The sequence below is a fragment of the Acidovorax sp. genome (assembly GCF_046341535.1).
GTDB lineage: Bacteria > Pseudomonadota > Gammaproteobacteria > Burkholderiales > Burkholderiaceae_C > Acidovorax.
In genome coordinates this window covers 16,979-28,944 of the sequence record NZ_JBKDRI010000080.1, presented here as the reverse complement: position 1 = coordinate 28,944, position 11,966 = coordinate 16,979, and the positions used below count along the sequence as shown (strand labels likewise).

Sequence of the window (11,966 nt, the reverse complement as noted above, 5' to 3'; positions counted from 1 at the left end):
CTCAAGTCGTAGGGCAATTGTTTGATTACAAAGTCGGTCATGGTCGCTTCACCTGCTGGGTGAAACGTCACATAGCATCCAAGTCGTTGATTTCAATGGAGAATCAGCAAAATCTCGACCATCAGGTCACGGATCCAGGATGGGTAGTTTGCCTCAGCTTCTACTGGCCGTACATAGGTCCGGCACCTGGGTGAGGCGTTAAGACGACCCATGGTAACGTCTCCGCGCAGTCAAAGGGGCCGTGAAGATCCATGCCTTATGTCGTGTGGTTGAACACCCCCCGCAGTTCTTACTTATGGGCAATGCCAAAACATGTTGCGCAGAAAAGTTCTTCAAACCGTCGGCGCCTGCCTGGGTGGGATAGTTGGATCACAAACTGGCGTAGCCAAGGCCATGCCTGTGGTCTCGCGGGTCAGGCCCCGCCACGTAGTTTGCTTCCTGGGGCAGTGGAAATCCTTGTCCACCGTAGAGAAGGTAGTTGTCGAGTTCGGCCACGGCTTCTCGCTCGACATGGAGTATTCGCAGACAACTCCCGACCCCCGGATGGAAAGGGCCTTCGCCGCGTCGTCAGACCGCATGTTGAGAACGTTTGCAGCCAAAGACCAGGCGCGAGTCAGGCGGCACCGTGCCGTCGCCTACGTGTTGTCCCCGTCGATGGAACGAGAAAACTCGGCAATGGTTTCCACTCATGCACTGCAGCTGGTTGATCGACTCATACAGGCGGGCGCTACCGCAGTGAAATCTGAAAGTGCAGGGGTCGCGCATGGGCTGGATCACTGGGTCAGATCATCGTTGTGGCCCTAGGCTGCAGCGAGGTCAACCGGATTCCATCTCACCGGGTCAAAGGCCTTTGCCTTGACCAGGACTGCCCAGACTGTTCGGGCCAGTTTGTTGGCCAGTGCTGCGACCACCACGCTGTAGGGACGGCGAAGTAACAGCCGCTCGATCCAGCCGCTTCGCTGACTCCTGGCAATGACGGCGCGAGCGCCGTGCATCAACAGGGTCCTCACATAGGGGTCGCCGCGTTTGGAGATCCCCAACTGCCGGGTCTTCCCGCCAGTGCCAGTCTGTCGGGGCGTCAGCCCCAGCCAGGCGGCAAACTGCCTACCTGAATCGAAGTTGAGCAGGTCAGTGGCGGTAGACACCAAAGCAGTTGCCGTCAACGGACCGATGCCCGGTATGGCTTGCAGTGCCTGCATGTGTTGGTTGTGCTTGACCATCGAAGCCAGGCGTTTGTCCAACTGGTCGATGTCGTCCTGCAGGCTGTCGATGCGACGCAGTTGATCCTGAACGCTGACAACCACCACCTCGGGCAGCCTCGCCTGTTCCTGGGCTTGGGCCAGTTCGTCCTGAATGCGTTTGAGCAACACACGATGCCCCTCAGGCAGCACGATGCCGAATTCGTAGAGCAAGCCGCGCAATGCGTTGGTTTGCATGATGCGCACCTTCATGAGCTGCGCGCGCAAGCGGTGCAGGCTCAGGCAAGCTTGCTGCTGCTCGCTCTTGACCGGCACGGCCTTGATGTGAGGCTGCTGGGCCGCGACCCAGATGGCCTGGGCATCACGGGCATCGGTCTTGTCGCGCAGGACAAAGGGGCGGACATGTTTGGCGGGCAGCAGCTTCACTTCATGCCCCAGTGCTTGCAGCGTTCTGGCCCAGTGGTGCGCACCACCACAGGCCTCCAACGCGACGAGCGACCGCTGACGATTGGCAAAGAATGTGGTCACCCGGTCACGCCTGAGTTTGTGTCGTGCGACCTCGCCAGTCTCGGCATTCACGATGTGGAGCTGGAACACGTTCTTGGCGATATCCATTCCAATGACTGGCAGCGTTGCGGTAAATTGCATGGTGGGGCCTGCAGTTCTGCAGTGGTTGCGACAAACTTCCACTTTGGCACTTTGATGCCGTTGCCGCGAGGCCCCTCCTTGCAATGTGGTCATGGGGCCTGCGCCGTCAACGGCGGTGTAGGTGGAGACGTCCATGCCATCTGCATAACTCCCTGCGGTCTGCGCGGGCCCGGGCTCGGGCTCGGGCAGTCCGCGGCGTTGCTTTTCTTGCCAATAGCAATGCTGTAGGCTGCAAAAAGCGCCTTGTGGCCTATTCCGATCCGCACCAGCGCATCCTCGCAAGGGTTATGCAGAGCTTCAATAAGGGCGACGCTGCCGCCACCTGGTGGGTAAGTCGCGCCGCAAGTTGAATAAACCTTGCGCATTGCGGGTTTATGGCTAATCCCCCATCACCACCCCTTCGCGGCGCGGATCGGCGCCACCAAACCAACCCGTGGGGGTTTTCTGGATCGCTTGCAGTCCGCTGGTCATGTTCATCTCTCGCACCTCGTGGCCCTGGGCTTTCAGGGCCTCCACCGTAGCAGCGGGGAAGCGCTTTTCTTCCAGCAGAGTGGGGCCGTTGGCGGAGCCAAAATTGGGCAGGTTGATGGCCTGTTGCGCGTTTAAACCCCAGTTGAGCGTACCGTACAGCGTCTTGGCTGTGTAGTGGATGATGAGCGCTCCGCCCGGGCTACCGCCGCTCATTAGTAGCTGGCCGCTGGACTTGTCGAACACCAGTGTGGGCGACATGGATGAGCGTGGGCGCTTGCCCGGCTGCACGCGGTTGGCGATGGGCAGGCCCTTGGCGTCCCTGGGCGCAAAGCTGAAGTCGGTGAGCTCATTGTTCAGCAAAAACCCCTTGACCATTTGGCGCGAGCCAAAGGCGTCTTCGATGGTGGTAGTCATCGCCACGCCTCGTCCTTGGGCGTCAATGATGCTGATGTGGCTGGTGCCGTATTCGGGCTGATCCGGCATGGGCGCGTAGCTGGTCTTCATGCTACCGGGCTGGCCAGGCTGCGCCACCTTCATGGACTGCGGTCCGATCAGGGCGGCGCGTCGTGCCAGGTAGGCGGGCTCGAGCAGGCTCATCCAGTCGCCGCCAGGGGCGCCAACGAAGTCCGGGTCGGCCACGAACTGGGCGCGGTCGGCAAAGGCCAGGCGTGCAGCCTCGGTGTACCCGTGAAGCCAGGACGCTGAGGGCAGGTTGTTTTCCAGGGCCAGACCGTTGGCAGGGGTGCGCTGCAGGATGCCGAGAATCTGACCAATGGCCAGCGCCCCCGAACTCGGTGGCGGGAATCCGCACAGCCGGTAGCTGCGCGCCACGGCTTCGTAATCAAAGCAAAGGGCGCTGCGCTTCTTGGGCTGGTATTGGGCCAAGTCCTGCAGGCTGAGTGTGCCGGGGTTGCTGGGGTGTTGGCGCACTTTGTCCACCATGGCTTGCGCCACAGGCCCCTCCAACAGCGCCTTGGAGCCCTGAGCAGCAATGCCGCGCAACACCTGGGCAAGCTCGGGGTTCTTTAGCACATGACCCACTGGCCAGGGCATGCCTTGCGCGTCGTAGAAGTAGGCGGCGGCAATCGGGTCTTTCTTGAGGTGTGCCTCGCTGGCCAATAGCGTGTTCAGCCGTGGGCTGACCTTGAAACCGCCTTCAGCCAGCGCAATGGCAGGTGCAAACAGTTGCGCCCAGGGCAGGGTGCCATGCTGTCTGTGCGCCAACTCCAACATGCGCACGGTGCCCGGCACGCCGACCGAGCGCCCCCCCACCACGCCGTCGATAAATGCCATCGGTTGACCATCGACTTTCAGAAAGAGGTTTTCGTCGGCTGCAGCCGGGGCGGTTTCACGCCCGTCAAAAGCTTCGACCGCCTTGCCGTCGTAGTGCAAAAGAAACGCCCCGCCGCCGATGCCGCTGGACTGCGGCTCCACCAGCGTGAGCACCATCTGCACAGCGATGGCGGCATCCAGCGCGCTGCCACCCGCTTTGAGAACCTGATAGCCAGCATCCGTTGCAAGGGGGTTGGCAGCGGCAACAGCAAACTTTTGTGTGGCCCAACCGGGCTTTTCGGTGTAGCCGGAAGCGCCCTCGGGTTGGATGGGAACGACGTACCGGAAGGAGGCAGACGGATTGTGCGTGCAGGCGGCCAGCAAGGCTGCCGCGCTCAGCGTGGTCAAGGTATGGAGTTTCATGTCTCAGTGGGCCTGCGGTTGAAATCGGGTGGGTGCACTTTAGGCCGGCGCGCGTGCTGCACCAAGAGGGTGGGTGCAAAATCACTGTTTCATGGAATTGAACAATCTCGACGACCTCAAAATCCTGCTGGCCACTGCGGAATCAGGCAGCCTGACCGCAGCGGGGCAGCGTTGCGCGCTGAGCACCGCCGCCGTGAGCTCTGCCATCAAACGACTGGAAAACACCCTTGGCGTGCGTCTTTTTGAGCGCACAACGCGCGTGGTGCGCCCTACGACCGCGGGGCTGGTGATGATCGAGCATGCACGCCAGGCCCTGGACATCCTGGCGCAGGGGCAGGCGCAGGCGCGTCAGGGCCAAACCGCGCTGGAAGGGGTGTTGCGTGTCACAGTATCGGCGTCCCTGGCGCATGAATGGGTGGCACAAGGCCTGGCAGATTTTGTGCAGCGCCATCCGGGCCTGGAACTGGACCTGCTGGTGAGTGATGCGCAACTGGACCTGGTGCGCGAAGGCATTGACATGGCACTGCGATTGGGGCCTTTGCCCGATTCAGGGCACCATGCATGCTTGGTACGTGATGCCCGGCGCGTGGCATGCGCCAGCCCTGCCTATCTGCAGGCGCACGGTGTACCCACGAACCCTCTGGAACTAGAACACCACCGCTGCATCATTTACTACGTCCGCAGCGGGCGATATGCACAGTGGAATTTTTCGAAAGAGCAATCAGACGCGTCGTGGTCCGCCAAGGTGCATGGCGCGCTGGTGTGCAATGACGCCTCCATCGCCCAACATTGGGCTCTTCAGGGGCATGGCATCTTGTATGCCTCGGAACTGGCGGTTGCACAGGCCCTGCGCAGCGGTGATTTGGTTCGCCTCTTACCCGACTACGTGGGCGATGCGGCGCCCCTGTATGCCGTGTTTCCGAGTGCTCGGTTTGTCTGCGCGAAGGTTCGCAGCGCCATCGATTTTTTAAGGACCTGCCTAAGCACATGAGCGCAACGCGGGCGACCTGGAAACACGCGCTGCCATGCGCTACAGCCACCGCGGCCGCGGCTCGACACGCAAGAGCGCCGAAGGGGGCTGCCTGGCGGCGTCCCATGTCATGGGGATTCGAATGCGGCCGTTCGACGTGCCTGGCGCTATGAGAAACATGGTGGGACAGGGCCTTTCCACACATGTCTGTGATTGACTGCCTCAGCGCACTTGCGCCGTAATCACCTTCCGCGTGAGGTCATCCGCCGCAAAAAGATGCTCAACCCTCAGCGAAGCCAACGTGATGTCCTGCGGCGTACCGAAGGTGGAGAACATGCTGAAAAAGGCCAGCTCACCGTGCGCAGTAGCAAAGCGGGTCGTGAGTACCGGAGCCATTTGTCGGGGCCAAGAGGCGAGTGTTTTCTTGCCCATGCGCTTGAGCAGCTGGGCCGTCAGCAGCTCAACACGCGACCGCAGCTCAGGTGCGGCGCTCGCGTCGTCGCGCAAATGCGCGAGCATGGCGGGAGCTACCTCTTCCAGATTGGTCATATAGCGCGTCATGCCTTCAGGGTGAAGCATGGCATCGAGCATGTTGATCGGCTGGGCCGGCGGAACGTGCGCTAACCAGGGCATGAGCGTCAGAGCCATCCATCGCGCCCCCCGGTTCATCTGCAGCACATTCCATACAGCGTCCAAAACCATCGCAGGCATTGGATCATGGGCAGCGAGCAGTCGGCCAAGCGCTTCGCTTGCCGGCGCCAGTACTGCATCAGACAGCTCACTTCCCCGATACACCGGCGCAAACCCCGCTTGCTGCAGCGCCACGTTACGCAGCGCCAGTGGAGCCTGCAACTCATGCAGCCACGCCAGCAGGAGATCGCGGCTGGGCTGCGCGCGCCCGCTTTCGACAAAGCTCACATGCCGCTGGGAAACGCCCAGGCGCAGAGACAGATCAAGCTGGCTGATGCGCTTGCTTTTGCGGGCGGTCTGCAAAGTATCGCGAAGGCTTGGGCCGGCGGCTTCCATGGCGTTATTGAATCACAGCGTTCAACCCTATCAATTACCTCAAACGTAATTGCGCTGATGCAGAACGCCATAGACACTGTTGGCGCGTTGAAAGGAAATTGTGTGAACAAACCACCTTTGATTGTCGCTTTGATCGCCCTTGGGGCAATCACTGCTGCCGCACTTTGGAAAGACGGGTTTGTTGGCATTTTGGGCGCCGTAACTCACAGCTACGGGTCAATCCAGATATTTGCCGATCTTGTTATGGCCTTGGCGCTGATCGTGGTTTGGATGTGGCGTGATGCGAAAAACACCGGAAGGATATTTGGCCCTGGATTGTCATCACGGTCGTCGCCGGCTCCTTGGGTCAGTTGCTGTATTTCATTGCGGCGAAGGAGAAGTCGTGAATCCAACGATCAATGAATGGGTGATCCGCTTGAGCTTTGCTGCCACAGGGCTCATCCATGTCTTGCCCGTGGCTGGGTTGTTGGGGCGTCCTTTGCTGGAGGGTACATACGGCGTTTCGCTGGGCGAGGGCCATGACTTGACTATTCTCATGCAGCACCGCGCCCTTCTCTTTGGCTTGCTCGCCACGGCGTGCTTTGTCGCTGTTGCGATCCCTGGCTGGCGTTGTCCTGCAGGTATCGCTACGCTGATCAGCATGTTGGGTTTTGTGCTGATCGCTGCCTTGCATGCGCATGGGCCGTCCATAGCGAGAGTCGTGTGGATTGATATGGGCGCTGCAGCACTCATGGGGCTGGGGCTGTTGCTGCATTTCAAATCGGACCGTTCCACTTGAAAGCTTCAAGATGAAAGCCCCGAACATCATCACGCAGCTGATGCTGGCAGTGCTATTCACCCATGAGCTGGATGCCATGGCGCATTCTGAGTGGCGCTTGCTTTACGTGTTGCGCAGTTTGGCTGACGAACAAGGCCTCTGGTGGTTTGTTGCCATCCACATACCGCTGTTTTGGGCGCTAGTCGCGCTCACGCACCATGCCAACGACACGTTGCAACGAGCTAGCCGCATCAGTTTTGCTGTGTTTTGCATTGTTCACGCGCTGCTGCATTGGCGCCTGGCCAATGATCCAGTGTCTACGTTCACCTCGCCGCTGTCCTGGAGCTTGATTCTGGGTCCCGCAGCCCTGGGCGTCATGTTCCTTGGCATGGAGGCGTCCGCCACCAAGGCAAAAAGGCGGTGGTCCAACTCACGCGGCCAAAGTCACCGTCACGGACAGTCCCGGGTGCGCGTTTTGCACCGTGAACGCGCCGCCGTGCGCCTGCGCCATCAGGCGGCACAGGTGAAGTCCTAGGCCGACGCCACCAGCTGAGCGGGTGCGGGCGCTGTCCGGCCGGTAGAAGGCCTGCGCCAGTTGCGACAGCTGTTCCTCTGGAACGCCGGGACCGTGGTCACGCACCTCGATGCTCAGCGCATCGGCGCTTTTCGAAATCGTTACCGAGGGTGCCACGGGTGCCTTGCCGCCATGACGCAGTGCGTTGTCGATCAGGTTACGCAACAGCAGCCGTACACGCGCCGCATCCACCGAAACCATCGGCATGCCTTCGGGTGCCGATACGGTTGCGCGTGTGGTGCCTGCATGGCTCGCCTGCAGCTCACCCGCCACCTCGCGCGCCAGCGCCGCTACGTCGGTCGGCGTGCGCTGCAGTACAACGTGGTTTCCGGACAGGCGCTCACTTTCCAGCAGGTCGCTAATCAGCGAGGCCATGCCCTGCACGTCGCGCAGAAGCGCGTCGCGCTGCGGGCGGATGGCGTCGGTTTCAGGCAGCAGCTCGGCATTCAGCCGCGCACGGGTGAGCGGACTGCGCAGCTCGTGGCTGATGGCCAGCAGCAAGGCTCGCTTGGACTCCAGCATCTGATGGATGTCCCAGCCCATGGTGTTGATGGTCTTGGCGAGCTCGCCCAGCTCGTCCGGGCCATGGCGACCACGCTCTGGAATCGGTTGGCTGAAGTCGCCCAGGCCGAAGCGTCGTGCGCCTTCGCCGATGGCGTCCAGCGGCCTGAGCAGGCGGCTCACGTAAAGCCAGGCCATTAAAGTGAGCGCCAGCAGGGCGCCCAGCGCGTAGCCGACCAGGCGCGGCCTGCGCTCAAAGACCTCGCCGTTGAGGCCAAATTCGATACGGTGGCCGTCTGCGCTTTGGCGATTCAGAAGGGCTGGCCAGTCCTTGCCGCCTCCCCACTCCTTGTTTGTGGGCCTGGCATCTGGGTGCGAGGCCCAGCGAATGACTGGCCCATCGATCCGCACGGTCAGCGGCAGGCGCTCGGTGATCGCCTGGGCGTTTTCCACGCTGGGCGTCGGTCCGCCGGCAGTCATCTGCTCAGCGAGATGGTCCACATAGTCCATGAGGATGGGCCGCGCTGCCTCGCGCCAACCCACAGTGAAAGCCTTTTGTACACCGATAACGAACACAAAGGTCATCGCCGCCGCCAGCAAAAGGAACACCATTACCATCCGCAGCTTGATCGAATGCGCCACGCGGTGCTTGGTGCGATGCCAGGCAGAGGACTTGTGACGTCTCATGCGCCCAGCCTCCTCAATGCCAGCGAGTAGCCAGCGTTTCGCAGGGTCTTGATGCAGTCTAGCGGCTCGAGTTTCTTGCGCAGACGACTGATCACGATGTCGACCGCGCGGGTGTAGAGGTCGGCCTGGTGGCCTCGCAACTGATTGAGGATATCGTCGCGGCTGAACACGCGGCCGGGTTCGCGCGCCAGCATCAGCAATAGTTCATACTCCGTACCGGTCAACTCGACCTCCTGCGCAGAGCGCAAAACGGCGCGGCGCGCGACGTCGATCTCCAGCCCATCAAATCTCAGCATAGTCGCAACATCGGGCGCGGCCGCGTGCCCGTTGCCATGGTGCCTGCTCCGGCGCAGCACGGTCTGGAGGCGGGCAACCAACTCACGGGGCTCGAAGGGTTTGGGCAGATAGTCGTCCGCCCCCAGTTCCAGGCCCACCACGCGGTCCATCACGTCGCCGCGCGCCGTCAGCATGATGATTGGAATATCGTCGTCCCTGCGGATGATTCGGCATAGCTCGAAGCCGTCCATCTCGGGCAACATAACGTCAAGGATGGCCGCATGAAAGCCTCCGCCCCGCAACAGCGAAAGCCCGACACTGGGACGGGTGGCGTGGATGAGCTGTAGTTCGAAACGCTGAAAATAGGTGGCAAGCGGGGGCCCGAGGTTCTCGTCGTCGTCGATCAACAGAATGCGGCCCATCGCTTCATTTTGACAGAGCCCGATGGCGCACGATCATGCGACGCAGGCGGTCTTTTTCGACACGCGCCAAGGCATCAAAACGCTCGCCCACCGACATCAGCACCGGTAACAACCGGACCGCTTGCGCGGGCTGACAAAGGGAAAACCGCGCCCATAGGGACAGCGCGTGCTCCCGGTCAAACTGCGGCCCCCAAATCAGGGTGAGCAGCTCAGCGTGCGGATCTTTGGCTTCGGCCAGCAAGGTCGCGGTATGAAGGCGCCCTTGCCGGGCGATTTCACGGGAGGCTCTAGCCACGGCTCCACCAGCCGTGGCCACGACGCTCCAGCTTTTCGCGCACCTGCTTTTGCTGCGCGGGATCGAGGCTATCGTAGAAGTCGGCGAAGGCGACCAGGACCTTCGGTCCCGATCCCTGCAGCGCCTGAGTCTTCTGATCGAGCATCTGCTGGGCCTTGCTGCGGTCGAACTTATCGGCGGCAATCAGCGCCTGTAGATCGCTACGGAAATCACCCGACTCGCCGCGTACCGACTTACGCGAGGCCACCAGCTCGTCAGCAAGCACATAGAGCTTGGACTTTTGCACAGCATTGAGCTCCAGCTTGCTGCTGATCTTTTTGACCGCCTTCCCGCGCATTTCGGAGACGCGCTCTTCGCTCCAGCCGCGGGCATGGTCACCATGCGAACCGCAGGCCGTAAGACCGCCAAACACAACGGTGGCTGAGGTGAGCGCAATCAGACTGCGCTTGATCCAGGATTTCATGACAGGCTCCTTGATAGGACTTGGTTGAACACACCGTCATGGTGCCGTCGGGTTCGCGTCCAAAGGTTGCAGGGAAGTCGCGGTTTATTTCGGTTTGTTTCTGCCTGCGGCCCGACGCTCTGGCTGCAAGGGTCGATCCGCGCTGCACCCTGGGGAGCGATTGATGCCCGCTTCAGGCGACTGGCTGGCACGCTCTTTGCGCACCATCTTGAATACAAGATTGGATGCACAAAAATGGTGCCCCTGAAACATCTATTCCCCGATTTGGCGTTGCCAGTCCCCTCGCGAGGCGTGAGGGCGCACCCTGCCTGGATCACGCACTCTAGTCGCCCATGGCGGGAGCAGGAGTGCGGGTCATTGGCAGGCTGGCGGACCTCTGCGGGGATAGGCAATCTATTACCGGGCATATTTCCTGCTTCGGAGCACTCATGAACGACTGGATACCAAACATGCCGGACGTGATGAGCGAGTTTCGCCAGGTGTTCGATCGCTACGAGCGCGCACTGGTGGCCAACGATGTGCCGGTGCTGGACGAGTTGTTTTATGACAGCCCCAACACCGTGCGTTACGGATTCGAAGACGAGCAGTACGGCATGGCCGCGGTCAAAAACCACCGAGCAGCTCAGCCCGCAAAAGGCTTCCCTCGCGAGCTTCTTCGAACCGCCTTGTGCACCTGGGGGCATGACCTGGCCACGGCACAAGTCGAATTTTGGCGACCTGATGTTCAACGTCGAGGACGTCAAAGCCAAACCTGGATACGTACCCCCGCTGGATGGCGGGTGGTGTCAGCCCATGTGAGTTGGGGCCAAGACTGCCCCGAGAACCCTTGATCAACCCCACCTTGAAAACCCTAGGAGCTTGAAATGAACTTCCCGATTCAACGACGCGACACTCTCAAAGCTTTGGCCGCCATGGGCGCGACAGGCATTTTGCCCAGTGCATGGGCGCAAAAGCCCATGACCGTGGGTGTGATCTATGTGGGGCCGCGTGACGATTTTGGCTACAACCAAGCGCAGGCAGAGGCCGCTGCTATGCTGAAAAAGTTGCCCGGCGTGAAGGTTGTTGAAGAGGAAAACGTACCCGAGACCGTGGCAGTGCAAAAAACCATGGCCGGCATGATCGAGCAGGATGGCGCCAGCCTGTTGTTTCCCACCTCCTTCGGCTACTTTGACCCCCACATGCTGAGCGTTGCTCAAAAGTACCCCAACGTGCGCTTTGCCCACTGCGGAGGCTTGTGGACCGAGGGTAAGCACCCCAAAAACACGGCCAGCTTCTTTGGCTACATCGACGAGTGCCAGTACCTCAACGGCGTGATTGCTGGGCACATGACCAAGAGCAACAAGCTCGGTTTCATCGCGGCCAAGCCGATTCCGCAAGTGCTGCGAAACATCAACGCGTTCACCATGGGCGCACGTTCGGTCAAGCCGGGAATCACCACCAGCGTCATTTTCACGGGCGACTGGTCCTTGCCGGTGAAGGAGGCAGAAGCCACCAACAGCCTGGCCGATCAGGGTGTGGATGTGTTCACCATGCACGTGGACGGCCCGAAAGTCATCGTCGAAACAGCGGCCAAGCGCGGAAAGATGGTATGCGGCTATCACGCCTCGCAGGCCAAACTCGCGCCCCAAGCCTACCTGACGGGCGCGGAGTGGAACTGGTTGACGGCCTACACCGCCTTCATCGAAGCAGCACGCAGCGGCAAGCCCCACCCCAACTTCGTGCGGGGCGGTCTGAAGGAAGGGTTTGTCAAGATGTCCGCTTACGGCCCTGCGGTCACCGATGCGGCCAAAAAGCAAGCCGACGCCATCAAGGCCGACATGATCGCTGGCAAGTTCGACATCTTCAAAGGCCAACTCAAGGACAACAAGGGCAATGTGGTGATTCCGGCCGGCAAGTCGCTCAACCAGACCAACATCGAGCTGGAAAAAATGAACTACCTGGTCGAAGGCGTCATCGGCTCGATCTGAGCGCGCGCAAGCGTC

At 60.9% G+C, this 11,966-nt stretch carries 14 protein-coding genes; 7 read left to right on the top strand and 7 right to left on the bottom strand.

The window, feature by feature from the left end; genetic code table 11:
* The coding region (locus tag ACK543_RS05610) for a hypothetical protein (RefSeq protein ID WP_409941868.1) at positions 1-194 on the top strand (194 nt) is incomplete at its 5' end.
* A gap of 606 nt (positions 195-800) precedes the next feature.
* On the opposite strand, the gene ACK543_RS05605 is transcribed toward ACK543_RS05610, so the two are convergent.
* Both ACK543_RS05605 and ACK543_RS05600 read right to left on the bottom strand, forming a co-directional pair.
* Positions 801-1,847 carry an IS110 family transposase gene (locus tag ACK543_RS05605; RefSeq protein WP_409941867.1) on the bottom strand — a complete coding sequence of 349 codons (1,047 nt, stop codon included), beginning with the start codon at positions 1,845-1,847 and terminating at the stop codon, positions 801-803.
* A gap of 378 nt (positions 1,848-2,225) precedes the next feature.
* On the bottom strand, positions 2,226-4,013 hold the full coding sequence (locus ACK543_RS05600; RefSeq protein WP_409941866.1) for a gamma-glutamyltransferase family protein: 1,788 nt from the start codon (positions 4,011-4,013) through the stop codon (positions 2,226-2,228).
* 91 nt (positions 4,014-4,104) lie between these two features.
* Here ACK543_RS05600 and ACK543_RS05595 point away from each other — a divergent pair, with 91 nt between their 5' ends.
* The gene (locus ACK543_RS05595; protein WP_409941865.1) at positions 4,105-5,004 is read left to right on the top strand and encodes a LysR family transcriptional regulator; all 900 of its coding nucleotides are present in this window, start codon (positions 4,105-4,107) and stop codon (positions 5,002-5,004) included.
* 201 nt (positions 5,005-5,205) lie between these two features.
* Here the strand turns inward: ACK543_RS05595 and ACK543_RS05590 are convergent, their stop codons facing one another.
* Positions 5,206-6,009, bottom strand: a complete 804-nt coding sequence (locus tag ACK543_RS05590) for a helix-turn-helix domain-containing protein (protein ID WP_409941864.1) — start codon at positions 6,007-6,009, stop codon at positions 5,206-5,208.
* Positions 6,010-6,066: 57 nt separating this feature from the next.
* Here ACK543_RS05590 and ACK543_RS05585 point away from each other — a divergent pair, with 57 nt between their 5' ends.
* From ACK543_RS05585 to ACK543_RS05575, 3 genes are read left to right on the top strand one after another with little or no spacing between them, the layout of a single operon-like run.
* On the top strand, positions 6,067-6,411 hold the full coding sequence (locus tag ACK543_RS05585; protein ID WP_409941863.1) for a hypothetical protein: 345 nt from the start codon (positions 6,067-6,069) through the stop codon (positions 6,409-6,411).
* Positions 6,392-6,787 (top strand): hypothetical protein, encoded by a 396-nt coding sequence (locus ACK543_RS05580; RefSeq protein ID WP_409941862.1) that lies wholly within the window; start codon positions 6,392-6,394, stop codon positions 6,785-6,787. Before ACK543_RS05585 ends, ACK543_RS05580 begins: the two co-directional genes overlap by 20 nt.
* Positions 6,788-6,797: 10 nt before the next feature.
* Positions 6,798-7,301: a DUF6713 family protein gene (locus ACK543_RS05575; RefSeq protein WP_409941861.1), complete on the top strand. Its 504-nt coding sequence runs from the start codon at positions 6,798-6,800 to the stop codon at positions 7,299-7,301.
* Here ACK543_RS05575 and ACK543_RS05570 read toward each other — a convergent pair.
* From ACK543_RS05570 to ACK543_RS05555, 4 genes are read right to left on the bottom strand one after another with little or no spacing between them, the layout of a single operon-like run.
* Positions 7,197-8,528 carry an ATP-binding protein gene (locus ACK543_RS05570; RefSeq protein WP_409941860.1) on the bottom strand — a complete coding sequence of 444 codons (1,332 nt, stop codon included), beginning with the start codon at positions 8,526-8,528 and terminating at the stop codon, positions 7,197-7,199. The genes ACK543_RS05575 and ACK543_RS05570 overlap by 105 nt on opposite strands.
* Positions 8,525-9,226, bottom strand: coding sequence for a response regulator transcription factor (locus tag ACK543_RS05565; RefSeq protein WP_409941859.1), 702 nt, complete (start codon positions 9,224-9,226; stop codon positions 8,525-8,527). Before ACK543_RS05565 ends, ACK543_RS05570 begins: the two co-directional genes overlap by 4 nt.
* 4 nt (positions 9,227-9,230) lie before the next feature.
* Entirely contained in the window at positions 9,231-9,467 is a 237-nt protein-coding gene (locus ACK543_RS05560; protein ID WP_409941858.1) for a hypothetical protein, read from the bottom strand.
* Between the two features lie 46 nt (positions 9,468-9,513).
* Entirely contained in the window at positions 9,514-9,984 is a 471-nt protein-coding gene (locus tag ACK543_RS05555; protein WP_409941857.1) for a Spy/CpxP family protein refolding chaperone, read from the bottom strand.
* A 428-nt stretch (positions 9,985-10,412) separates the two neighbouring features.
* On the opposite strand from ACK543_RS05555, the gene hpxZ reads away from it, so the two are divergent.
* Together hpxZ and ACK543_RS05545 are read left to right on the top strand one after the other, a co-directional pair.
* Positions 10,413-10,814 carry an oxalurate catabolism protein HpxZ gene (gene hpxZ, locus ACK543_RS05550; protein WP_409941856.1) on the top strand — a complete coding sequence of 134 codons (402 nt, stop codon included), beginning with the start codon at positions 10,413-10,415 and terminating at the stop codon, positions 10,812-10,814.
* 33 nt (positions 10,815-10,847) lie between these two features.
* On the top strand, positions 10,848-11,951 hold the full coding sequence (locus ACK543_RS05545; protein ID WP_409941855.1) for a BMP family ABC transporter substrate-binding protein: 1,104 nt from the start codon (positions 10,848-10,850) through the stop codon (positions 11,949-11,951).
* Positions 11,952-11,966: the final 15 nt, after the last annotated feature.

Coding starts and splice junctions, on each gene's coding strand:
- ACK543_RS05605 (WP_409941867.1), bottom strand. CDS start 1,847: ATGCAATTTACCGCAACGCTGCCAGTCATTGGAATGGATATCGCCAAG.
- ACK543_RS05600 (WP_409941866.1), bottom strand. CDS start 4,013: ATGAAACTCCATACCTTGACCACGCTGAGCGCGGCAGCCTTGCTGGCC.
- ACK543_RS05595 (WP_409941865.1), top strand. CDS start 4,105: ATGGAATTGAACAATCTCGACGACCTCAAAATCCTGCTGGCCACTGCG.
- ACK543_RS05590 (WP_409941864.1), bottom strand. CDS start 6,009: ATGGAAGCCGCCGGCCCAAGCCTTCGCGATACTTTGCAGACCGCCCGC.
- ACK543_RS05585 (WP_409941863.1), top strand. CDS start 6,067: ATGCAGAACGCCATAGACACTGTTGGCGCGTTGAAAGGAAATTGTGTG.
- ACK543_RS05575 (WP_409941861.1), top strand. CDS start 6,798: ATGAAAGCCCCGAACATCATCACGCAGCTGATGCTGGCAGTGCTATTC.
- ACK543_RS05570 (WP_409941860.1), bottom strand. CDS start 8,528: ATGAGACGTCACAAGTCCTCTGCCTGGCATCGCACCAAGCACCGCGTG.
- ACK543_RS05565 (WP_409941859.1), bottom strand. CDS start 9,226: ATGGGCCGCATTCTGTTGATCGACGACGACGAGAACCTCGGGCCCCCG.
- ACK543_RS05555 (WP_409941857.1), bottom strand. CDS start 9,984: ATGAAATCCTGGATCAAGCGCAGTCTGATTGCGCTCACCTCAGCCACC.
- hpxZ (WP_409941856.1), top strand. CDS start 10,413: ATGAACGACTGGATACCAAACATGCCGGACGTGATGAGCGAGTTTCGC.
- ACK543_RS05545 (WP_409941855.1), top strand. CDS start 10,848: ATGAACTTCCCGATTCAACGACGCGACACTCTCAAAGCTTTGGCCGCC.